Annotated in this window: 23 protein-coding genes and 1 pseudogene; 15 read left to right on the top strand and 9 right to left on the bottom strand. The window is 61.8% G+C overall.

The features are described from left to right. Positions 1 to 2: 2 nt before the first annotated feature. The 4 genes from NKH80_RS15050 to tolA all read left to right on the top strand — a co-directional run bounded on the left by NKH80_RS15050 (position 3) and on the right by tolA (position 3097). Positions 3 to 443 (top strand): SRPBCC family protein, encoded by a 441-nt coding sequence (locus NKH80_RS15050; RefSeq protein WP_352687306.1) that lies wholly within the window; start codon positions 3 to 5, stop codon positions 441 to 443. Positions 444 to 860: 417 nt separating this feature from the next. After that, positions 861 to 1442 carry a VOC family protein gene (locus NKH80_RS15045; RefSeq protein WP_352687308.1) on the top strand — a complete coding sequence of 194 codons (582 nt, stop codon included), beginning with the start codon at positions 861 to 863 and terminating at the stop codon, positions 1440 to 1442. 27 nt (positions 1443 to 1469) lie between these two features. Further along, positions 1470 to 2333 (top strand): glutathione S-transferase family protein, encoded by an 864-nt coding sequence (locus NKH80_RS15040; protein ID WP_352687310.1) that lies wholly within the window; start codon positions 1470 to 1472, stop codon positions 2331 to 2333. Between the two features lie 359 nt (positions 2334 to 2692). After that, a complete protein-coding gene (gene tolA, locus NKH80_RS15035) occupies positions 2693 to 3097 on the top strand; it encodes a cell envelope integrity protein TolA (RefSeq protein WP_254816565.1) in 405 nt (134 codons plus the stop codon). A gap of 34 nt (positions 3098 to 3131) precedes the next feature. Here the strand turns inward: tolA and NKH80_RS15030 are convergent, their stop codons facing one another. Then, positions 3132 to 3347, bottom strand: coding sequence for a hypothetical protein (locus NKH80_RS15030; RefSeq protein ID WP_254816566.1), 216 nt, complete (start codon positions 3345 to 3347; stop codon positions 3132 to 3134). Positions 3348 to 3673: 326 nt separating this feature from the next. On the opposite strand from NKH80_RS15030, the gene NKH80_RS15025 reads away from it, so the two are divergent. Beyond that, on the top strand, positions 3674 to 4645 hold the full coding sequence (locus tag NKH80_RS15025) for a DUF2865 domain-containing protein (protein WP_352687312.1): 972 nt from the start codon (positions 3674 to 3676) through the stop codon (positions 4643 to 4645). 84 nt (positions 4646 to 4729) lie between these two features. Here NKH80_RS15025 and NKH80_RS15020 read toward each other — a convergent pair whose 3' ends face one another. After that, on the bottom strand, positions 4730 to 5083 hold the full coding sequence (locus NKH80_RS15020; RefSeq protein ID WP_254816568.1) for a hypothetical protein: 354 nt from the start codon (positions 5081 to 5083) through the stop codon (positions 4730 to 4732). A gap of 653 nt (positions 5084 to 5736) precedes the next feature. On the opposite strand from NKH80_RS15020, the gene pstS reads away from it, so the two are divergent. Genes pstS through phoB form a run of 6 tightly spaced genes read left to right on the top strand, consistent with a single transcriptional unit; the run spans position 5737 to position 10945 of the window. Further along, on the top strand, positions 5737 to 6795 hold the full coding sequence (gene pstS, locus NKH80_RS15015; RefSeq protein WP_352687314.1) for a phosphate ABC transporter substrate-binding protein PstS: 1059 nt from the start codon (positions 5737 to 5739) through the stop codon (positions 6793 to 6795). A 59-nt stretch (positions 6796 to 6854) separates the two neighbouring features. Next, positions 6855 to 7844, top strand: coding sequence for a phosphate ABC transporter permease subunit PstC (gene pstC, locus NKH80_RS15010; RefSeq protein WP_254816570.1), 990 nt, complete (start codon positions 6855 to 6857; stop codon positions 7842 to 7844). A 3-nt stretch (positions 7845 to 7847) separates the two neighbouring features. Continuing rightward, positions 7848 to 8699: a phosphate ABC transporter permease PstA gene (gene pstA / locus NKH80_RS15005; RefSeq protein WP_023720929.1), complete on the top strand. Its 852-nt coding sequence runs from the start codon at positions 7848 to 7850 to the stop codon at positions 8697 to 8699. Further along, positions 8696 to 9499, top strand: a complete 804-nt coding sequence (pstB, locus tag NKH80_RS15000) for a phosphate ABC transporter ATP-binding protein PstB (RefSeq protein WP_352687316.1) — start codon at positions 8696 to 8698, stop codon at positions 9497 to 9499. The genes pstA and pstB overlap by 4 nt, the downstream gene beginning before the upstream one ends. Positions 9500 to 9531: 32 nt before the next feature. Further along, positions 9532 to 10239, top strand: a complete 708-nt coding sequence (gene phoU / locus NKH80_RS14995; protein WP_254816572.1) for a phosphate signaling complex protein PhoU — start codon at positions 9532 to 9534, stop codon at positions 10237 to 10239. A 16-nt stretch (positions 10240 to 10255) separates the two neighbouring features. Continuing rightward, positions 10256 to 10945 (top strand): phosphate regulon transcriptional regulator PhoB, encoded by a 690-nt coding sequence (gene phoB / locus NKH80_RS14990; RefSeq protein WP_031212149.1) that lies wholly within the window; start codon positions 10256 to 10258, stop codon positions 10943 to 10945. 9 nt (positions 10946 to 10954) lie between these two features. Here phoB and NKH80_RS14985 read toward each other — a convergent pair whose 3' ends face one another. Beyond that, on the bottom strand, positions 10955 to 12199 hold the full coding sequence (locus tag NKH80_RS14985; protein WP_352992172.1) for an ROK family protein: 1245 nt from the start codon (positions 12197 to 12199) through the stop codon (positions 10955 to 10957). 285 nt (positions 12200 to 12484) lie between these two features. Here NKH80_RS14985 and xylF point away from each other — a divergent pair, with 285 nt between their 5' ends. The 4 genes from xylF (at position 12485) to NKH80_RS14965 (ending at position 17601) form a co-directional block, all read left to right on the top strand. Next, on the top strand, positions 12485 to 13525 hold the full coding sequence (gene xylF, locus NKH80_RS14980) for a D-xylose ABC transporter substrate-binding protein (protein ID WP_352992204.1): 1041 nt from the start codon (positions 12485 to 12487) through the stop codon (positions 13523 to 13525). 142 nt (positions 13526 to 13667) lie between these two features. Then, the gene (locus tag NKH80_RS14975; RefSeq protein WP_352476199.1) at positions 13668 to 15032 is read left to right on the top strand and encodes a sugar ABC transporter permease; all 1365 of its coding nucleotides are present in this window, start codon (positions 13668 to 13670) and stop codon (positions 15030 to 15032) included. A gap of 15 nt (positions 15033 to 15047) precedes the next feature. Beyond that, positions 15048 to 15848, top strand: coding sequence for an ATP-binding cassette domain-containing protein (locus tag NKH80_RS14970; RefSeq protein WP_254816576.1), 801 nt, complete (start codon positions 15048 to 15050; stop codon positions 15846 to 15848). 130 nt (positions 15849 to 15978) lie between these two features. Then, positions 15979 to 17601 carry a CHASE domain-containing protein gene (locus NKH80_RS14965; protein ID WP_352505026.1) on the top strand — a complete coding sequence of 541 codons (1623 nt, stop codon included), beginning with the start codon at positions 15979 to 15981 and terminating at the stop codon, positions 17599 to 17601. Between the two features lie 97 nt (positions 17602 to 17698). Here the strand turns inward: NKH80_RS14965 and NKH80_RS14960 are convergent, their stop codons facing one another. The 6 genes and pseudogenes from NKH80_RS14960 to NKH80_RS14935 form a co-directional block, all read right to left on the bottom strand. Next, a complete protein-coding gene (locus tag NKH80_RS14960; RefSeq protein ID WP_006328050.1) occupies positions 17699 to 17944 on the bottom strand; it encodes a YMGG-like glycine zipper-containing protein in 246 nt (81 codons plus the stop codon). Positions 17945 to 18026: 82 nt separating this feature from the next. Then, positions 18027 to 18233: pseudogene (locus tag NKH80_RS14955) on the bottom strand (hypothetical protein); the annotation flags it as partial. 55 nt (positions 18234 to 18288) lie between these two features. Continuing rightward, positions 18289 to 18459, bottom strand: coding sequence for a hypothetical protein (locus NKH80_RS14950; protein WP_352476202.1), 171 nt, complete (start codon positions 18457 to 18459; stop codon positions 18289 to 18291). Positions 18460 to 18589: 130 nt separating this feature from the next. Further along, positions 18590 to 19615 (bottom strand): sensor histidine kinase, encoded by a 1026-nt coding sequence (locus NKH80_RS14945; RefSeq protein ID WP_352992169.1) that lies wholly within the window; start codon positions 19613 to 19615, stop codon positions 18590 to 18592. 190 nt (positions 19616 to 19805) lie between these two features. Next, complete coding sequence (locus NKH80_RS14940) at positions 19806 to 19970, bottom strand: DUF1328 domain-containing protein (RefSeq protein ID WP_023678541.1); 165 nt, start codon at positions 19968 to 19970, stop codon at positions 19806 to 19808. A gap of 238 nt (positions 19971 to 20208) precedes the next feature. After that, positions 20209 to 21003 (bottom strand): response regulator, encoded by a 795-nt coding sequence (locus NKH80_RS14935; RefSeq protein ID WP_352476204.1) that lies wholly within the window; start codon positions 21001 to 21003, stop codon positions 20209 to 20211. Between the last annotated feature and the right edge of the window lie 19 nt (positions 21004 to 21022).

Here is a 21022-nt window from a genome sequence, read left to right as displayed (position 1 = left end):
CTATGGCGGAATCGGTTTACACAGAGATTGAGGTCGCCGCGCCACAAGCGACCGTGTTCGCGCTTTTGACGGATCCGGACCAGATCGTGCGATGGATCGGGACCGAAGCGAATTTGGATGCAACGCCGGGCGGTTTGTTCCTCGTCAATGTCGGTGGTCGCCATATGGCGCGCGGTGAGTTCACCGAGGTGATCCCGGTCCACCGTCTTGCCTACAGTTTTGGCTGGGAAGACAACGAGACCGTGCCGCCCGGCTCCAGTCATGTCGAGATCGACCTGATCGCGAGGGATGCGGGGACACTGATCCGCTTCACGCACAGCGGACTGCCGAACGCAAAGGAGCGTGACAGCCACCGAAGGGGATGGGAGCACTACCTCTCAAGGCTGAAGATCACTGCCGATGGGGGACATGTCGGCCCCGACGTGCCGATGAAGAATATGTGATTTCATCTAAGGGCCGCGGATGCCCGTAATCCGAACCAGGCGCGGCATGCGTCAACGAGGCCCCTTTGACCTGCAGTCGCCAAACCGGCCGCTCGGGAAACCCAGCGACCTGCGGGCCGCCGCACCATTACAGCTGCCGGCGACGGATCGTTTCAGCGAGCTCGGCGAAGGCGTCCGCGATCCCGGTGCTGCTCTTGGCGCCTGCGTGGAGTTCTTAAAACTCAGCGCTTCTGGCGCAACGCCTCGGATTGAATTAGCATCCGTTCATCAAAGCTCCGGCCGAACTCCTGCAGGATGCGGAATGCGGAGCGCAGGCGCGCGAGGCCGGGCGCGGTCACATGCCGGGCGCCGATCCAAGCGCGACTGGGCATCCGAACTTCCGTTCGGCGGCAAGACGGCGTGGCCGGGAGGAGTCAGATGCAGAAGCTGCAGTCACAAGGCGTTCATCACATCACGCTGGTCGGCGCCGGGCGTCAGACCTCGATCGATTTCTGGGAGGGCGTGCTCGGCATGCCTTTCATCTTCGAGCAGCCCAACCTCGACAAAGCCACCGAAAGCCATCTCTATTTCGATCCGGGCGATGGCCGGCTGATCACCGTCTTCACCGACGAGAGCCGCACGCCGGAGAAACGGCGCACGCCGACCGATACGGGCTGCGTGCATCACATCGCGTTTGCGGTGTCGCGCGTCACCTTCCTGCAGGCGGTCGCCCGGCTCGACGAGCGCGGCATCAAGCACAGTGGCGTCAAGGATCGCGGCTTCATGGACTCGATCTATTTCGAGGATCCGCTCGGCCTGCTGATCGAGCTCGCCTCCTACCGCTTCGAGCCGCCGGCCGGCTTCAGCCATGCCGACGTGCTGATGCAGGCGCACAAGCTGCGTGTCGCGCGCGGCGACTACAACATCGCCGAAGTGCACCTTGCCGATGCGATCCAGGCGCTGGTCGAGCGTTCGCGCACGACCTTGTCGGAGGATCGCGCACCGAAAAATCCGTACTGACGGCACGCCGAACAAAGGGAGGATATAATGGCAAAGACAGCAACCATGAGTGCAAAGAAGCCCGCGGCCAAGGCAGCCAGGCCAGGAGCGAAGCCGGCGGCCAAAGCCGCCGCCAAGTCAGCGGCGAAAGTGGCAAAGCCGGCGACGAAAGTCTCCACCAAAAAGACCGCGAAGGCCAAGGCGAAACCGGCGAAAAAGCCGGCGCTCACGCTCAGCATGCTGAAGCCGAGCGTCAACAATATGAGCGTTCGGGTGTTTGCACGCGCCGCCGGGCTCGACCATTCCGAGACCGACGTATGGGGCCTCACGCGCTCGCCCGAATACATGGCGCGAAACCCGGCCCATTTGACGCCGATGATCGAGGACAAGGGCCTGCCGAGAGGTGTCTTGTGGGAAAGCTGCGCCATCATGCAGTACCTCGCCAACAAGCACGGCCTGGAGAAACTATATCCCAAGGCGCCGGCCAAGCGGGCAATGATCGACAGTGCCATGTTCTACCTGATCGGGACGCTCTACCCCTATGTGGCGCGCGCCACCTATCCTGCACTGAATTTCCCGCAATATGCCGGCGAGGTCGGGCACAGCGACGCTCATCCCGACAAGAAGTCGGAAGCCCAGAAGGCCGCTATAGAAGCGATAGCCGAGCCGCTGGAGGTGTTTCACTCCTTCTTCAGGAACGGCAAGCCGTTCATCGGCGGCAAGGACCCGTCGATCGCCGACATCCGTCTGGCGGCGACGCTCGAGTTCCTCGCCGTCATCGACTATGCGTTGCCCCAATGGGCAAAAGACTATATGGCGGCGATCGAGAAGAAGCTCGGCAAGGCCTATGCCGAGCCGGCCGGCGACGTGCGCGGCTATATCGCCTATGTGAGGTCGCAGGCCAACGCCTGAGGCACATGCCAATAGCGGTCGTCCGCACGTCTGCAGGAGCCGGTAATGAATTGGGGATTTTTTTAATCTCCCCTGTTTGCACGATGTGGGGAGCTTAAGGTTTCGTTAACCTAAACCCTTTCTACTGAATCCACCTCCAGCCCGCGACCACGGATGTACTGGCGCGGATGGGAAGCAAAGGTCGGCTGCGCGCCGGCCTTTTGCTTATTTCAGCCCCTGCCGAAGTTGCGCCAGACGGCGTTTCACGACGCCTGCATGGCTGATGAAACGCGTCGCCGCCATCTTGTCATCGCCGCCGTCGGCCCTACCATCGAAGTTCGTCCCGTCCTCGAGGGCGGTTCAAGGACAGAGGCCCTGCCATGAAAAGCATTGCTGGAATGATCGTGATTGCAGGCGCCATGCTGGTGGGCGCAACCGGTCAATCGAATGCAGCGACGCTCAACACCATGCCCGAGGTCGGGGCTGCCATCCAGGCGTGCTGGACCCCTCCGGCGAATGCCGGGAATTCCACCGTCACCCTGAGCTTCAGCTTCAGGCGCGATGGCACGCTGATCGGCCGGCCCAAGCCGACCGCCATCCGCGTCGCCGGCGAGGAGAAGGCGCGCCAAGCTTTTGTCGACGCGGCGGTCGCGGCCGTGGACCATTGCCTGCCGTTGAGCTTTTCACCGGCGCTGGCTCAAGGCATCCCGGGCAAGGTGTTCACTCTGCAATTCAACTCGCCCAAACAAGAACAGGCTGCACCGCGAGTGAAGGCTTCGCCTTGATCTTTTCCAAAAACCGGATTCCACTTTTCGGGATCTAGTGGCGGCTTCGTCTGGCCTCGACATGTCGCGCCAGTTCCGGCATCTCGAAGACATAGTCGCTCCAGGCCGATTCCGGAATCTGGCCGGCGAGATAGCACTCCAGCAAAAGCCTCTGCTCGTGATCGAGTGGCCTTGGTGCGCGTTCATGGTCCAGCCCAAGTGAATGGAACAGATTCCTGGTCAGCCCCGCGACAGTGAAGTGGATCGACATCTTCGGTCTCCTCCTTTGGCCGCTCAACGCCGAACCTGGGGCTAAGGTTTCAGCAACGGCCGGCCGGCAACGCCGGATTGATCGCGGTGCGGAACCAGCCGCGCGCTTCAAATTTCGCCGTGGCGGGCGTCGTTGCTGCCGGTTCGTCTCAATCTTGAAATAAAAATGTAATATTGAATTCACGCGAGTGGATTTACTACACTAGAACTGAAGTCACCGATGGTGTTGTGGTCTACTTCAATTAGGTATAACTGATTTAGCCAGCACTTATCCATAGTCGACAAAGAAATCCTGTTCTCGGTGCAACAAGGACAATGGTCGTTCCAATGACACGCTTCTGGTTCCTCACGATTCTGATGCTGGTGTCGGCAATAGCCATTGCGCTCGGGACATCCTTCTCCTACGCGGATAGCTGCGGTGCTATCAGGAGCCAATTGTTTTCGGCGGGGCGCAGCGGCGGGACCAGCCCCGAGCTTGCCCGACTGCGCCGGCAACTCGCCGCGCTTCAAAAGCTGGAGAGACAACGCCGATGCACGGCAAAAACGGCCGGCTTCTTCTTCAACCCCTGCGCCGACCTGGTCGCCAGCAAGGCGGAGGTGCAACGCCAGATCGCCAGACTGTCGAATTCGGGCAGGGACACGTCCGGATTGAAGGCCAGGTTTGTCGCGCTGGGCTGCGCCGCCCCCGCTGCCAAGAAACAGCCGGCGCAGCAGCGCACAGCACCCAAACCCCAGTTCGCAGGCACAATAATGGGCGGCAATCGGATGCTGTTTTGCGTTCGCTTGTCGGACGGATATTTCTTCCCCGCGCCAAAATCGCAGTTCGCCAAGAGCGACGATCTGAAGGAAACGGTCGATCAGTGCCGCTATATCTGCGACGATGCCGGCGTCGACCTCTACACGCTGAGCGACGCCACTCGCGAGACTGAAGAGATGGTCGCGCTCCAGTCGGGAAAACCCTATGTGGAGCTACCTGCCGCGTTCCGGTACCGCGACGACGCGAACTTCAAGGCCTGCGACGTCAAGCGCTATTATCGGCGCGTCGCCGAACTCAGGGCACGAACCGTGACACCGGCCAACATGACCAACGCCATCATTCCCTTGCCGACGGCAAAGCCGGATTTTGGCATCGTCGCGGAAATTCCTGAATCCGGGATCGAAACCGCCGGTGCCGTTCCCGCAGAGGCAAAAACGCCTGTTGCCGAGGTGCAAGGCGCCGCCCAGCATCAGCCGATCGAAACGGCGATCGGCGCGCGGCCGGTGAGAGTGGTCGGGCCGGCCTTTTTCCCGGCGGACTGATTCAGGCGGGCGATGTTCCGAGACGGCGAACTTTTGACCGGATAGCCGCTTCGAGGCGTAGGGCCGTCGACCGACGTCGGCTGGTTATTCGCAGACCATGCGGGCACGTTTGCCGGGCTCGCTGACGTTCCTGCAAGTTAGCGCCTTCGTCGGCTCCGGCGACAGCACGGGTGGGTTGTTGGTGGCCCTCCTCCGTGGCGCTGCAACGGAAGCTGCATTCCTGCGCATCGCCGGCCTTTTCGTCGTTTGCGGCGCCACTGGAAAGACGTCGGTCTCCAGTTGCGACTGTTCGGCTTGCGCCTGCGGCGAAGGCCGGTCCCAGAACCGGCGAACATCGAGCGGCTTGGGAATGATCACGGTGCCGTCATAGCTGCGAGCGCAGCCGCTTCCCAGAGGCAGCGCCAGGCACAGGAAGACAGGCAGAATCCGTCGAGACATCAGCAATACCCCTGCAAGCTTATAACGCCGCTTCGGCCTAACCGACAACCGGCGGAATAGGGCGAAGGGAGTAGATACCGTGAAGTAGAAGTCGTCGCGCTTCCCGTCGAAGGCCTTGCTCGAAGATCGAGCGCCGAGTCGGGCGCGAATGGGGATCCAGCGCGAGTTAGAAACTTGCGATTCGTCAACGCTTCCAGCGTAAGGCCATGGTGCGATCGCACCATACCAAAGCCGCGCTCAGTGGCGACAATGGGATGTTCGAAGTTCCGCTCCTCCAGTTACGGGCGGGAGCAGCGACCGCCGGCAAGAAACAGGGTCAGATTTACCCCAACGGACCTGTTTCGGCGATGGCGCGGCCATGACACGTTCTGGCTGCATGCAACGCGCTCCCGTCCGGTTTTTTTCTTTTAAAGCCGGTGGCTGCGATCGCCGAGCCGACGATGCCGGCCGGAAATCACGCAAGCTGCTGATTCCAGCGGCAAACCGCGGCCCATGCCGACAAAGCCCGCGGCCGCTCCTTCTTAACCCGGCTGGACGACGTTACCGGAGCGACATGAAACTGTCATGCGACTGTAATAATCGGGGGCTATTGGCCTCAGCGGGCGCCGGAGGAATGGCGCCGAGAGACCATATTCCGAACAGGAGCAGGCCACATGAGACATTTCATCCGCTCGGCGGCCGTTGCGATTGCAATGGCGGCGACGACCACCCTCACCCTGTCCGCCGCGCTCGCCGCGGACATCTCCGGCGCCGGCGCCACCTTCCCCTACCCGATCTATGCGAAGTGGGCCGACACCTACAAGAAAGACACCGGCGTTGGCCTCAACTACCAGTCGATCGGTTCCGGCGGCGGCATCAAGCAGATCAAGGCCAAGACCGTTACCTTCGGCGCTTCGGATGCGCCGCTCAAGGGCGACGAGCTTGAAGCGTCCGGACTGGCTCAGTTCCCGATGGTGATGGGCGGCATCGTTCCGGTCGTCAACCTCGAAGGCCTCAAGCCGGGCGAGTTGGTTCTCGACGGCCCGACGCTGGCCGACATCTTCCTCGGCAAGATCACGAGCTGGGATGACGAGGCGATCAAGAAGCTCAATCCCGACGTCAAGCTGCCTTCGCAGGCGATCGCGGTCGTTCACCGTTCCGATGGTTCGGGCACGACGTTCAACTTCACATACTACCTCGGCGACGTCAGCGCGGACTGGAAAGAAAAGGTCGGCGTCGACAAGGCCGTGGAATGGCCGGTCGGCATCGGCGCCAAAGGCAATGAGGGCGTTGCCAACAACGTCTCCCAGACCGGCGGCGCGATCGGTTATGTCGAATACGCCTACGCCAAGCAGAACAAGCTCACCCACACCGACATGATCAACAAGGACGGCAAGAAGGTCGAGCCCACCGCAGCCGCGTTCTCGGCGGCAGCGGCCAATGCCGACTGGAGCTCGCAGCCGGGCTATGGGGTGATCCTCGCCAATGAGCCGGGCGCCGAGTCCTGGCCGATGACGGCGGCGACGTGGATCCTCCTGTATAAGAAGCCGGACGACGCGGCGGCCACCGCCGAAGCGCTCAAATTCTTCGCCTGGGCGTATGACAAGGGCGACGAGATGGCCGGCGAGCTGGACTACGTTCCGATGCCCGACAAGGTGGTTGAGAGCGTCAAGGCCATGTGGGCCAAGGAAGTCGTCGGCGATGATGGCAAGCCGCTCTACTCGGCTATGTAATCTCCTCCAGGGAGGGCGTCGACGGCGCCCTCCCTGTTGCCTTTAATCGCGAGGACCCAATGACCATCGCTTCCGATGCCATGCCATCATCTGCAGCAGCCCGGGCCAGGGACGCTACGGTGCGGCGCTTCGCGCTCACAGATGCCATATTTCGCGGACTCACCCGCGCTTCCGCAATCCTTGTGCTGGTCATCCTCGGCGGTGTCGCGATCTCGCTGTTTGCCGGCTCATGGCAGGCGCTGTCGTCCTTCGGCTTTTCTTTCCTGACGACTGAGAGCTGGAATCCGGTCACGGAAAAATTTGGCGCACTGGCGCCGATCTACGGCACCCTGGTGACGGCGGCCATCGCCATCCTGATCGCGGTTCCGATCGGCATCGGCATTGCGATCTTTCTCACCGAGCTCTGCCCGCGCCCGCTCAGGCGCCCGATCGGCATAGCGGTCGAGCTATTGGCCGGCATTCCCTCGATCATCTATGGTATCTGGGGCCTGTTCGTGTTCGCGCCATTCCTGCAGACGACGATACAGCCCTTCATCATCAACATCTTCCACGGCGTGCCGGGACTATCCAGCCTTTTCGCCGGCCCTCCTTACGGCATCGGCCTTCTGACCTCGGCGCTGATCCTCGCCATAATGGTGTTGCCCTTCATCACCTCGATCACCAAGGATGTCTTCGATACGGTGCCGGCGGTGCTGAAGGAATCGGCCTACGGCATCGGTTGCACGACCTGGGAAGTGACCCGGCGCGTGGTCATTCCCTATACCCGCATCGGCATCATGGGCGGCGTCATGCTTGGCCTCGGCCGGGCACTCGGCGAAACCATGGCGGTGACTTTCGTCATCGGCAACGCGCATCGCATCAGTGCCTCCCTGTTCGCACCGGGCACGACGATCTCGGCGACCATCGCCAATGAATTTACCGAGGCCGACGGCGACCTCTACACCTCCTCGCTGGTCGCGCTCGGCCTGATCCTGTTCGTCATCACCTTCCTGATCCTTGCCGCCGCCCGCTATATGCTGATGCGGATCGACGCCCGTACGGGAGCCTGACCGATGTCGACATCCTCATCGCTCCACAGCCGCCGCAAAGCCAGGAATTCGGTGATGATGGCGCTTTGCGTCGTCGCCGCCGGCATCGGACTTGCCTGGCTGGCGCTCATTCTCGGTGCGTTGGTCTATAAGGGCACAGCCGGGCTTTCGTTCGCGGTCTTCACCGAGATGACGCCACCACCGGGCGAAGCCGGCGGCCTGCTCAATGCCATCGCGGGCAGCCTGCTGATGACGATCATCGCCGTTGTCGTCGGCACGCCGATCGGCGTGCTGGCGGGAACCTACATGGCCGAGTATGGACGCTTTTCGCGCATCACCACCGTCGTCCGCTTCATCAACGACATCCTGTTGTCGGCGCCGTCGATCATCATCGGCTTGTTCGTCTATGAATTGATGGTGCGGCCAATGGGACATTTCTCGGCCATTGCCGGCGCCGTGGCGCTTGCCATCCTGGTCATTCCGGTGGTCGTGCGCACCACTGAAGACATGCTCAACCTGGTGCCGAACGCGTTGCGTGAAGCCGGTGCCGCGATCGGCGCGCCACGCTGGGTGGTGATCCGTTCGGTCGCCTACCGCGCCGCATTGTCCGGCATCGTCACCGGCATATTGCTGGCGATAGCACGCATTTCCGGCGAGACGGCGCCGCTGCTTTTCACCGCGCTCAACAACCAGTTCTGGAGCAGCAATATCAACGCGCCGATGGCCAGCCTGCCGGTGACCATCTTCCAGTTCGCTCTCAGCCCTTACGAGGAATGGCAGCAACTGGCGTGGACCGGCGCACTCATAATCACCCTGACGGTTCTGGGCTTGAGCATCCTCGCCCGCAGCCTTACCGGACGCAGAGAGGACAGATGACACAGATGTTGTCCCCAGACATGACGATGACCGAAACGGTCGCCAAGAAGACGAAGATCGAGGTCAAGAACCTCAACTTCTACTACGGCCAGAGCAAGGCGCTTAAGGACATCAGCCTGTCGCTGCCCGAGCGCAGCGTCACGGCCTTCATCGGCCCTTCGGGTTGCGGGAAATCGACGCTGCTGCGCGTCTTCAACCGCATCTACGAGCTCTACCCGAAACAGACCGCCGAGGGCCAGGTGCTGCTTGACGGCAAGAACATTCTCGACCGGTCGCAGGATCTCAACCTCCTCAGGACAAAGATCGGCATGGTATTCCAGAAGCCGACGCCGTTCCCGATGTCGATCTATGAGAACATCGCCTTCGGCGTCAGGCTCTACGAGAATCTCGGCAAGTCCGAGATGGACGGCCGCGTCGAGCAAGCGTTGAAGCGGGCCGCGCTGTGGAGCGAGGTCAAGGACAAGCTAAACGCCAGCGGCTTGAGCCTGTCCGGCGGCCAGCAGCAGCGGCTCTGCATTGCCCGCACCGTGGCAGTGAAGCCGGAAGTCATCCTGCTCGACGAACCGGCTTCGGCCCTCGACCCGCTGTCGACGGCCAAGATCGAGGAACTGATCGACGAGTTGCAAGCCGACTACACGATCGTCATCGTCACCCACAACATGCAGCAAGCGGCGCGCGTGTCGCGCCAGACCGCCTTCATGTATCTGGGTGAACTGGTCGAGTTCGACCGGACCGAGAAGATCTTCACGTCGCCCCGCGAGAAGCGCACGCAGGACTACATCACTGGCCGCTTCGGCTGAGCCGTTCCGATCATGCATATGAGGACAGGACCATGGGCGAACACACAGTCGCTTCTTTCGACGAGGATCTCGAGCAGATCAGCAAGCTGATCCGCGACATGGCCGACCTCGCCGGTTCGATGGTCGGCGGGGCGACCAAGGCCCTGTTGAATTCCGACAACGTGCTGGCGCAACGCGTCGTCTCCGACGACGCCATCATGGATGCGCGTCAACGCGAACTGGACGATCGCGCCATCACCCTGATCGCCAAGCGCCAGCCAATGGCTCACGATCTGCGCCATGTCGTCGGAGCGATCCGCATGGCGGGCGACCTCGAACGCATCGGCGACCTTGCCAAGAACATCGCCAAGCGTGTGAGCGCGGTCGGCCTCAGCGTCACGCCGCGCGACCTATCGCATTCCATCGATGCGATGGCGCAGCTGGTGCTCATCCAGGTGCAGGGCGTCATCGAGGAATATGCCGCAGGCGATGCGGCCGCGTTGGCCAAGCTGCGCGCCGCCGACGAGCGTATCGACGTCAAATACACGTCCGTGTTCCGCGAGCTGTTGACCTACATGATGGAAGATCCGCGCAACATCACCGCTTGCACGCATCTGCTGTTCTGCGCCAAGAATCTCGAGCGGATCGGCGACCATGTCACCAACATCGCCGAGAATGCGTATTATGTGCTGACCGGCGAGCAATTGCCCGTCAATCGTCCGAAGCAGGACGAAACGACAATGTCCGCGCCGGTGACATGATGGGGGTGCCCAGCCGATGATCGCACCACGCATAATGGTGGTGGAGGACGAGGAGCCGTTGGGCGTGCTGCTCCGCTACAATCTCGAATCCGAAGGCTACCAGGTCGAGGTGGTGACACGTGGCGACGAAGCCGAGATCCGTTTGCAGGAGAATGTGCCCGACCTTCTGGTGCTCGACTGGATGATACCAGCGGTTTCCGGCATCGAGCTCTGCCGCCGGTTGCGGGTGCGCCCTGAAACCGAGCGGCTGCCGATCATTATGCTGACCGCGCGCGGCGAGGAGAGCGACCGGGTGCGCGGTCTTTCGACCGGCGCCGACGACTATCTGGTCAAACCGTTTTCGACACCGGAATTCATGGCCAGGGTCAAGGCGCTGCTGCGCCGCGCCAAGCCGGAAGTGCTGTCCAGCGTGCTGAAGGTCGGCGACATCGTGCTCGATCGCGAATCGCACAGGGTTTATCGCAAGAAGAGCGAGATCCGGCTCGGGCCGACCGAATTCCGGTTGCTCGAGTTCATGATGCGGCATCCGGGCCGCGTCTTCTCGCGTAGCCAGTTGCTCGATAATGTCTGGGGCGAGACGATCTATATCGACGAACGCACCGTTGACGTGCATGTCGGGCGGCTGCGCAAAGCCGTCAACAACGGCCGCATGCCGGATGTCATCCGCACCATCCGCGGTGCCGGTTACGCGATCCGGGAAGATTGACCCGCCTGGTCAGGCGACGTTCTTTCTGACGCCGGGCCTCATTTGCGCGCCCGGCGCGAAAATCTCCTGGTCGACGAAGCTTAACGCCCGCATCGCGCAGCCTTCGCGGATCAGCGGCAATTCGTTCGGCTCGGTATCGAAGGAGATCGAGCCGGAGTGCTGGCCGCCGGCGGTCTGGGCGATGGCCTTGCGCAAGGCCGGCTCGATCAGATCGAAGGCGGCGGCACTGGCGCCGACCATCGCGACCGGTGCCGGATCGATCAGCGCGAACAGCGAGCCGAGACCGAAACCCAGCGCTTCGCCGGCCTTGCGGTAGGCCTCGCGTTCCGGCCCATCCTTCTCGCGCGCGCGGGCGGCCAGCGCGCGCATGTCGGCGTCGCTGACGTCGGCGACCGGTTCGCTGTCTTCGCTCATCTGCCTGGCGTTGCGCCAGATGGCATAGTTGCCGGCATAGGCTTCGATGCAGCCGCGCCGCCCGCAACGGCAGAGCGCTCCGCCCGGACGATGGATCATGTGGCCAAATTCGCCGCCCGAGGAATGCGTCCCGGTGAACAGTTCGCCCTTCAGCACAAGCCCCATACCGATGCCATGCGAAAGCAGGATGGCGATGAAGTCGTCGCGATAGCGATCCGGATTGCGCCAGCGCAAAGCCACCGCCATCATATTGCAGTCGTTCTCCACCGTGGCCGGGATGCCGAATTCGTCCTCCAGCATGTCGGCAAAGGCGATGTCGGTCTGCGGCGTGATCGGCGACCACAGCATGGCGCGTGCAGGGGAGTCGGTAATGCCCTGAATCGCCAGGGCGATGCGGGCGACACTGCGGACGTCAAGGTCTGGGTCCTCAAGCCGGCGCCGGACGATGGCCATGCATTCGCGGATCAGCTCGTCGCGCGGCATGGTCAGCGTGTCCGGCCGGCGCTGTTCCTCGGCGACCACCTGTCCCGCATAGTCGATAATGGCGGCCGACAGGAAATTCAGCGACAACACCACAGTCAGCACCGCCGCCGCTTCCGGGTTGAGGGCGAGGCCGACCTGTGGACGACCGCGTTTCAACGAAACGGGCTCACTTGCCTTGCTCTCGGCGAGGATGCCTTCCCGTATCAGGTCGGAGGAGATCGCCGATATGGTTGAATGACTGAGGCCGGTGGTGGCTGCGATCTCCGTACGCGATGGCTGGCCGGCCCGGCGCACCGCCGAGATCACCATCGCCCGGTTGCGCCGGCGCAAATCGTCATGGCGGATTCCGACCGACATCGTTTTGCTTTCCTCCCGGTTGCCGCGGCCGCTCATGAACCGGAAGCCGTCGGTAATGTCCGACAAATAGTGTCGGATGCGGCAAATAGTGTCAGATGCAGGTGGCGCTGTCATCGTTTATTCCGACGCTCGAAAAAACTCGCACAGTGATCAAAATCCATCAGAATCGATGTTGACAGCAGCCGGAGATCGGGCCAGTATTTTTTCGAGGCTCGAAAAAATTAGAGCTTCTAAGCTGGTCTTTGAGCCAATTGGTCACGCCGTACGCGGCGCAGGGAGGATATGATGAAGAAATTCACGACCGCCATTCTGGCGGGTGTCGCCATGACGCTGGCGCTGGCGTCGGTGGCGCAGGCGAAAGACAAGGTCATCGGCGTTTCCTGGTCGAACTTCCAGGAAGAGCGCTGGAAGACCGACGAGGCCGCAATGAAGGCGGCCATCGAGGCCGCCGGCGACAAGTATATTTCCGCCGACGCACAGTCCAACCCCGGCAAGCAGCTCACCGACGTCGAGAGCCTGATCTCGCAGGGTGCCAATGCGCTGATCATCCTGGCACAGGATGCCTCGGCCATCGGGCCGGCCGTGCAGAAGGCACTGGACGAAGGCATCCCGGTCGTCGGCTATGACCGGCTGATCGAGAACAAGGACGTGTTCTATCTGACCTTCGACAACAAGGAAGTCGGCCGCATGCAGGCCCGCGAAGTCTTCAAGGTGAAGCCGGAAGGCAACTACGTCTTCATCAAGGGTTCGGGTTCCGATCCGAATGCCGATTTCCTGTTTGCCGGTTCGATGGAGGTGCTGAAGGAGGCCATCGACAGCGGCAAGATCAAGAATGTCGGCGAGGCCTATACGGACGGCTGGCTGCCGGCCAACGCTCAGAAGAACATGGAACAGTTCCTGACCGCCAACGACAACAAGGTCGATGCCGTGGTCGCGGCCAATGACGGCACCGCCGGTGGCGTCGTCGCCGCGCTGACGGCGCAAGGGCTGGCCGGATCGGTTCCGGTCTCGGGCCAGGACGGCGACCACGCCGCACTGAACCGCATCGCGCTTGGCACACAGACCGTGTCGGTGTGGAAGGACGCGCGCGAGCTCGGTAAGAACGCCGCCGAGATCGCCTCGCAGCTTGCCGACGGCAAGCAGATGACCGACATTGCCGGCGTGAAGGATTTCACCACGCCCGGCGGCAACACGGTCAAGTCGCTGTTCCTGACTCCGGTCGCCATCACCAAGGATAACCTCAACGTCGTCATCGACACCGGCTGGATCAAGAAAGAAGAGGTCTGCGCCGGCGTGGCGGCTGGCACTGTTGCGGTCTGCAACTGAGCCGACGTTTCCGAGAAGCCCGAACGCCGCGGCCGCTCGCCGCGGCGTTTTTTCAAAAAGAATTGTTTTTCCGCTTCCGGCGGATAACTTCTAGGCTGCTTCCGGCATCCGCGGCAGACGGCAACCCGGCGGGAGAAACATCATGACCGACACGACTTCCAACACGCCGGTCGACAGCACGGCAGACCGGGCGCGGGAATCCGAGCTCGGCATCGTTGCCCGATTTCTCAAGGCAACCGAGATCGACACCCGCATGCTCGGCATGGTCGGCGCGCTGTTGGTCATCTGGATCGGCCTGCATGTCGTTTCCAGCGTACGGCTCGGCGTCAATCCGTTCGACTTCGACAGCCGGACCTTCCTGACGCCACGCAATCTCTGGAACCTCTCGGTGCAGACTTCCGCCGTGGCCATAATGGCCGCCGGAATGGTGCTGGTTATCGTCATGCGCAATATCGACCTGTCGGTCGGTTCCGCCGAAGGCCTGATCGGCGTGGTCATGGGCTTTGCGCAGGTGCATTTCCTGGTGCGAATGATCGGTCTGCAACTCGGCAACCCCTGGATCTGGATCCTGGCGCTGGCCATTGGCCTGGCGCTCGGCCTTCTGATCGGAGCGTTCCAGGGATACATCATCGCTTATCTCGAGGTGCCGGCCTTCATCGTGACGCTGGGCGGCCTTCTGGTCTGGCGGGGTGCCGCATGGTGGGTCGCCAGCGGTCAGACGATTGCGCCGCTTGATGCCACGTTCCAGCTGATGGGCGGTGGGCCGGCGGGTTCGATCGGCGCGCGATGGAGCTGGATCGTCGGAATTATCGCGTGCCTGGCGGTTGTGTTCATGCTGCTCAACGGACGGGTGCAGCGCAAGCGGTTCCGCTTTCCGTTGCGCCCGATCTGGGCCGAGACGTTCCTCGGTGTCCTCACCTGCGCTGTCATCATGGGCGCCATATGGCTCGCCAATTCCTATCCTTGGCCGGTCGGCATCGTGAACAGATACGCGGCGGCCAACAATATAACAGTTCCCGAAGGCGGGCTGTTCATCGCCCATGGCATCGCCATACCCGTGCTGATGGCTGTGGCGGTCGGGCTGATCATGACCTTCATCACCAAGCGTACCCGTTTCGGCCGCTATGTCTTCGCTATCGGCGGCAATCCGGAAGCCGCCAACCTTGCCGGTATCAACACGCGTTGGGTGACCATGAAGGTTTTCATGATCATGGGCGTGCTGGCAACGATCGCCGCGGCGATCTCGTCAGCCAGGCAGAACTCGTCGACCAATGCGCTGGGCACGCTAGACGAACTGCTGGTCATCGCCGCCGCGGTCATCGGCGGCACGTCACTTGCAGGCGGCTCCGGCACGGTGCTCGGCGCCATGCTCGGCGCCCTTTTGATGCAGTCGCTGCAATCCGGCATGGTGCTGCTCGGCATCGATTCACCGCTGCAGAGCATCGTCGTCGGTGCCGTGCTGGTGCTCGCGGTCTGGCTCGATACCGTCTATCGCAAACGCGTTTAGGGAGGAGGAACGATCATGGCCGACAAGACCGCTCCCACGGGCACGCCGCTGATCGACATGCGCAACATCTCGATCGCCTTCGGCGGCATTCGCGCCGTCGACGATGCCTCGGTCGATCTTTTCCCGGGCGAGGTGATGGCTTTGCTCGGCCACAACGGTGCCGGCAAATCGACGTTGATAAAAATCCTGTCCGGCGCCTACAAGCGCGATGCGGGCCAGATTTTCGTCAACGGCGAGGAGGCTTCGATCTCCAACCCTCGCGACGCCAAGAAGTACGGCATCGAGACGATCTATCAGACGCTGGCGCTGGCCGACAATGTCGATGCGGCCGCCAACCTTTTTCTCGGCCGCGAGCTGATGACCGGCTGGGGTACGCTCGACGACGTCGCCATGGAGGCCGAGGCGCGCAAGGTGATGGGCAGGCTCAATCCGCGTTTCCAACGCTTCAAGGAGCCGGTGGTAAAGCTTTCGGGCGGGCAGCGGCAGTCGGTGGCGATCGCCCGCGCCATCCTGTTCAATGCTCGCATTCTGATCATGGACGAGCCGACGGCGGCACTCGGGCCGCAAGAGACGGCGCAGGTCGGCGAACTGGTCAAGCAGCTCAAGGCCGACGGCATCGGCATCTTCCTGATCAGCCATGATATTCACGACGTGTTCGAGCTTGCCGACCGTGTCTGCGTCATGAAGAACGGTCGGGTTGTCGGCACGGCGCGCACAACCGACGTCACCCAGGACGAAGTGCTCGGCATGATCATCCTCGGCAAGTGCCCACCCGGCGCCATTCCGGGGCCGGGCGCGCTGAAGATCGCCGCATGAACGAGAATTAGCCGGCTAATCACAAGCCGCCAAAATGTGCCAGCCGTCACCATGCTTTGGCCTGGGCATTGTGTTGGCGTCGGGACTTGCCCATAAAAGATGCCGAACCGTCCACGGGACGTATCAGCAATTGAAGAAGCTGTTTCCGACCGTCGCTTTTATCGCCGTCGCGCTGATCAGCCTGACGATGGCGGGCTTTGCCTATTTTGCCACCCAGGAGGCGGCCCGCATAAAATTCGAGGCGACGGCGGACGACGCGCTTAACCGGATCGAAAGCCGCATCGACCTGGACCTGTCGCTGCTGCGCTCAACGCGAGCGCTGTTCGACGCTCGCAATGGCGGTATCTCGCAAGGCGAGTTCAAGGCTTTCTTCAACGCGCTCGACATCGACAATAATTTCGCCGGCCTGCGCGGCATCGGTTTCCTCCGCCTGGCGAAAACTGGCAACGAGGCGGCGGTCGAGCGCGACATCCTGCACGATCACGGCGCAAGCCATCCGATCTACCCCGACACGAACTTACCGTGGCGTACGCCCATCGTGCTGTTCGAACCGCTGGATCCGTCCAACCAATCCAGCATCGGCTACGACATGTTCACCGGGCCGGCGCGGCGCGAGGCGATCGAAAAGGCGATGGCCGACGATCAGCAGCACGCCAGCGGGCTCGTGCAGCTCGGCAAGGATACGGGTGCCGCGCAGACCTTTACCGGGTTCCTCGTCTTCGTCCGGCTCAATGTCGAAACCGCGCCGGACGCCGTGAACGCGACGAGATCCTCGACTGCCGGCTTCCTTTATGCGGCCTTCCGCGCCCGTGACCTGTTCCAGGCTGCGCTCAGTCGGGCACCATTGCTGCCGGTCAACACCGAGATCTATGACGGCACAGTTGACAGCGACAACCTGCTGTTCCAATCGGAAACGCCGCCTGTTTCGAGCCTCGGCGACAGGCTGCTGGTCACCCGCAAGATCACCGTCGCCGGCCGGCCGTGGGTCGTCCTGTTCAGGCCGACAAGTGCTTTCTCGCAACCTTCCTCGCGCGCCATCCCGGTGATGCTCGGATTGTTCGGACTGCTGCTTGCGGGCGCCATCGCGCTGGTGGCCCGCTATCAGGAGCGGGCCTATGAGGCGATCTCGCTGCTTCACGAAACGACCGAAAAGAGCCTGCTGGAAAAAGACCTGATGCTGCAGGAGATGAAGCATCGCATCAAGAACTCGATCACGCGGGTGCTGGCAATCGCGCGCCAGACAGCATCGCACACTACCGACGTCCAGGAATTCTCGGCTTCTTTCTCGGCCCGGCTGCAGGCGATGGCGGCTTCCCAGGACATGCTGACGCGCTCACGCTGGCAGAAAGCCGATCTCGGCGACCTGCTGCGCATCGAGCTAGGCCAGGTGTTCGGCAGTGAGCTTCCTGAAGGGCTGCTGTCGGGACCGCAGGTTCTTCTCGATGAAAAGACGACGCAGGCACTCGGCCTCGTCTTTCACGAACTGGCGACTAACGCGCTGAAGCATGGCGAAGCCGGCAATTCAGTCGGTGCGCTGAAGGTCGACTGGTCGCTCGAAGGCCGTAGCGGCGCCCGGACATTGGCCCTCAACTGGCGCGAGGCCGGTCAGAAGAAGCTCGCGACACCGGCAAAGAGCGGTTTTGGCACCAGACTGATCGATCTCAACATCACACGCGAATTGCGTGGCACAATCAGGCGCGATTTTCGCGAAGATGGTTTGAACGTGGAAATCAGGGTTCCGCTGCCGGCCTGAAACGCCTCTCGCGGGCCGCGTCGCAACAGCGCTTCAAAGGGCAAACGCGAAGACAGGTGGCCTGCCTCCGCGTTTGCTATTCGCCTGGAGCTCGAAACTAGTTGCAGCGAGCTGTGTAAATCCGGCCGTGACGATCTCTGTATTGGCAGTAGCCATTTTGCAGACGGCGAACCAGCAGACCGCCAATCGCACCAGCGCCAGCGCCGATCAAAGCGCCCTTGCCGCCGCCGACAGCGCCACCAATGAGCGCGCCGCCCACAGTGCCGATACCCACGTTCTCTTCCGTGGTGGTGCAGCCGCTGACCGCAACCACGGCAACCATGGCAATAATCATCTTCCGCATGAAGTCATCCTCACTTTTGTCCTCACTTTAATAAGCTCCAGCCGCCATTTAGCATGAAAGTACGGCCTTTGCCCGCACGATTTCATTGTTGATTAAGATAGTCTTTTTCGGGGCGTGCGCCGTTCGATGCTACCACGAACCCGGAAATCTCCAAGGACGCATCGAGCGTGCCGTCGGGACGCACGTTCCAGACGATCCTGTCATAGTCGTCCTCGAGCGCCGGATCGACGGCAAGGCATTTGGCGACGAGATGTTGGGCCTGGCCTTGCAGGTCGGTGACCGCGAATGGGCACGGCCAGTACTCGGGCAGTGGTTTCAAAGCGATCAAGCAGAGGCGAACTCGATCAGATCAACTGGGACGCTGCGGTCAGGACGATCGCGGCCATAAGCGCGACGGCGGCGAAGCGGAGGGGCGAAGCACGAGGCGCGGGCGCTGCGGACGCTTCGGGATCCTGAAAACCGCCCATCGAGACACGAGCGGCCTGTTCCAGTCTGTTCAAGTCGGCAGCCGTCAAGGCCCATTCCTTTCATTTTGTGCCAAACTCAATCGATGGATCGACACGTCGGACAGGATCGGACTTTATGGTGAACAGTCGGTTAAAGTTGGCGATGCGCAGAACCCTTCTCGCGGCGGCCGCCGTTCGTTCAATCCGTCTCGAAATTGCCGTGAGGAACAACAAGGCGGTATTCGAGGCGGTTCCCGGTGATCTCAAGTGTCGCCGTTCCATTCAACGATGTGGGTACGACGCGTTCAAGCGCGACGCTGCCAAAACGCTTCTCGCTGCGCTGATTGTCGTTGGCTCCGATCGCTTCTGCCCATGTCAGCGACAGCGCAGGCTCGCCAGCGGAAGCTGCCGTCAGATCGGCCGTCACCTCGACGAAACCGTCGCTGCGCGACAGCGCGCCATAGCTGACCGAATTGACGGCGAGCTCATGCATGGCCAAGCCGATGTGCAAGGCGGCATTGGGGTTGAGATATGGATTTGCGCCGCGGAAACGCAGGCTGTGTAAAGGGTCCGCGCCGTACCTGCCGACCTGACCGGAAACCAGCTCGCGCAGCGCTGCGCCCCGCCAGTTGGATGACGTGACTAGGTCCTGCGAGGAGGCCAGCGACTGCAATCGGCCACGGAAACGCGTCAGGAAATCATCAATGCTGCCGGAATAACGGCCTGTCTGGGTGGCGATGCTCTGGATGATGGCCAAAAGGTTCTTGGAGCGATGACTGACTTCACGCAGCAGCGCCTTCAGCGTCTGCTCCCGGCGTTTCTGCTCGGTTGTTTCGACCATGGTGGTCACGACGCCCTGCACCGCGCCGGTGTCGCTGCGGTCGGCGTCGATCCACACCTGAAACCAGCGGGCGCCATCATCGGCCGGCACGCTGAGTTCGAGATGTTGAGGATTGCCGGAGACGATGACGTCGTGCTTGGCGGCGCCGATACGCTCTGCCTGCGCCGGTGGCAAGATGCCGTTGTTGTCGGAGGCATCGGAATTCCATGGTGCGCGCATGTTGCGCGCCCACACAGTTTTCATCTCGCGATCCTGGTATAGAACGGAAATCCCGGTATTGTGCAGTGCATGGAGAAGGACCCGGCCAAGCTGCATTCCGGGATGCAAAGCGATGATCTCATCACTCCGGCCGCGGTCTTTCATTTTTCCGACTCTGGAACGCATCGGTCAATTTTGCTCAACCCACGTCAGGCTGAACGGCTCACGGAAAAATGGGTTCCAAAAGGAGGAGCTGCGGATCAAGCCCTAAAAGCGGTCCGCCGAGCGGCATCCCGTTGGAGGACACTGCCCGGCGGTGGCTGGAAACCGTTTGAGGGGTGCGGCTTCCAGTGTTCGCTTGAATGGCCGCTGGCATTCACGCCCGTCTGATCAGGCCGGCAATTAGCGATATGATCAGGAAGGCGAGAAAGATGAAGAACAATATCTGCGCTATGCCGGCCGAAGTGCCAGCGATGCCGCCGAAACCAAGCGCACCGGCGATGATCGCCACGACTAGAAATACGAGCGCCCAGTAAAGCATGATCCATCTCCTTCCAATGCTGCGGTGAAAACGTGATTCGCCTCCGTTTGTTCCACCATTTCCCGAAAAAGACGATGCTGAAAATCGTTACGGCCCGAATTGCTGCGATGTGTGCGAAAAGGTCCTCGTCAGGTTCGGCAGCAGTTGGCTGCGTATGTTAAGCCGGCGTCACGCCCCCTCGGGTCCAAGAAGAGTGGCTATCCCACACCCTGGCGGCGGCAACTCGGCCGCCCGCTGTTCATGCCGCGGCTTTCGCGTGCCGGTCAAAGAACAGGGCCTGGCTGATAAGAGCCTTGACCATATCCGGGTTGAACGGCTTGGTGACGAGGAAAGCCGGTTCCGGCCGCTCGCCGGTGAGCAGGCGCTCGGGAAAGGCGGTGATGAAGATCACCGGCACCGAGGTGGACGACAGGATCTCATTGACGGCCGCGATGCCCGAACTGCCGTCGGCAAGCTGAATATCGGCAAGCACCATCTTTGGCCGCGTCTTGCCGAACATCGCCACCGCCTCGGCGTGGGTGCGCGCCGTTCCGACGACGCGGTGGCCGAGGCTTTCGACCATTTCCTCGATATCCATGGCGATCAGCGGCTCATCCTCGATGATCAGCACATCGGTTGCCACCTGGCGGGAGATCTCGTTGCTCGCCTGCGCGAGAAGTTCGGAGAATTCCTGTTCGTCGACGTCGAGAATCTCCGCCGCCTCGTCTTCGCTGAAGCCTTCAACCGCGACCAGCAGAAAGGCTTGGCGGGGACGAGGCGCAATTGCATTCAGATTGGCCGCGGCACGCTGTTCCCATGCCGACTGGGCATGCTCCTGCGGAACGCGAATGGCCACTGAGGTGAAGAGCTTGGCAAAGACCTTGTAGAGCGCGATGCGGTCGTTCGATGCGTTCGGAAAGATGTCGACATCGGCAATGATGGCCTCGAGCATTGCGGCGACCAGCGCGTCGCCGCTCTCCTGCGATCCGGATACAGCGCGCGAGAAGCGACGCAGGAACGGCAGGTGCGGAGCGATGGTTGCTGATAGGCTCATATTGGACGTCTCCCTCATA

Origin of the sequence: Mesorhizobium sp. M0904, assembly GCF_040319475.1 — a bacterium.
In the GTDB taxonomy this organism is placed as follows: Bacteria; Pseudomonadota; Alphaproteobacteria; order Rhizobiales; family Rhizobiaceae; genus Mesorhizobium.
This window is presented reverse-complemented; position numbering and strand designations above follow the sequence as displayed.

Coding starts and splice junctions, on each gene's coding strand:
- NKH80_RS14935 (WP_352476204.1), bottom strand. CDS start 21,003: ATGAGCCTATCAGCAACCATCGCTCCGCACCTGCCGTTCCTGCGTCGC.
- pstS (WP_352687314.1), top strand. CDS start 5,737: ATGAGACATTTCATCCGCTCGGCGGCCGTTGCGATTGCAATGGCGGCG.
- NKH80_RS14945 (WP_352992169.1), bottom strand. CDS start 19,615: ATGCGTTCCAGAGTCGGAAAAATGAAAGACCGCGGCCGGAGTGATGAG.
- NKH80_RS14960 (WP_006328050.1), bottom strand. CDS start 17,944: ATGCGGAAGATGATTATTGCCATGGTTGCCGTGGTTGCGGTCAGCGGC.
- NKH80_RS14975 (WP_352476199.1), top strand. CDS start 13,668: ATGACCGACACGACTTCCAACACGCCGGTCGACAGCACGGCAGACCGG.
- phoB (WP_031212149.1), top strand. CDS start 10,256: ATGATCGCACCACGCATAATGGTGGTGGAGGACGAGGAGCCGTTGGGC.
- NKH80_RS14940 (WP_023678541.1), bottom strand. CDS start 19,970: ATGCTTTACTGGGCGCTCGTATTTCTAGTCGTGGCGATCATCGCCGGT.
- NKH80_RS14970 (WP_254816576.1), top strand. CDS start 15,048: ATGGCCGACAAGACCGCTCCCACGGGCACGCCGCTGATCGACATGCGC.
- NKH80_RS15045 (WP_352687308.1), top strand. CDS start 861: ATGCAGAAGCTGCAGTCACAAGGCGTTCATCACATCACGCTGGTCGGC.
- pstC (WP_254816570.1), top strand. CDS start 6,855: ATGACCATCGCTTCCGATGCCATGCCATCATCTGCAGCAGCCCGGGCC.
- tolA (WP_254816565.1), top strand. CDS start 2,693: ATGAAAAGCATTGCTGGAATGATCGTGATTGCAGGCGCCATGCTGGTG.
- NKH80_RS15025 (WP_352687312.1), top strand. CDS start 3,674: ATGACACGCTTCTGGTTCCTCACGATTCTGATGCTGGTGTCGGCAATA.
- NKH80_RS15030 (WP_254816566.1), bottom strand. CDS start 3,347: ATGTCGATCCACTTCACTGTCGCGGGGCTGACCAGGAATCTGTTCCAT.
- NKH80_RS14985 (WP_352992172.1), bottom strand. CDS start 12,199: ATGTCGGTCGGAATCCGCCATGACGATTTGCGCCGGCGCAACCGGGCG.
- NKH80_RS15020 (WP_254816568.1), bottom strand. CDS start 5,083: ATGTCTCGACGGATTCTGCCTGTCTTCCTGTGCCTGGCGCTGCCTCTG.
- phoU (WP_254816572.1), top strand. CDS start 9,532: ATGGGCGAACACACAGTCGCTTCTTTCGACGAGGATCTCGAGCAGATC.
- xylF (WP_352992204.1), top strand. CDS start 12,485: ATGAAGAAATTCACGACCGCCATTCTGGCGGGTGTCGCCATGACGCTG.
- pstB (WP_352687316.1), top strand. CDS start 8,696: ATGACACAGATGTTGTCCCCAGACATGACGATGACCGAAACGGTCGCC.
- NKH80_RS15040 (WP_352687310.1), top strand. CDS start 1,470: ATGGCAAAGACAGCAACCATGAGTGCAAAGAAGCCCGCGGCCAAGGCA.
- NKH80_RS15050 (WP_352687306.1), top strand. CDS start 3: ATGGCGGAATCGGTTTACACAGAGATTGAGGTCGCCGCGCCACAAGCG.
- pstA (WP_023720929.1), top strand. CDS start 7,848: ATGTCGACATCCTCATCGCTCCACAGCCGCCGCAAAGCCAGGAATTCG.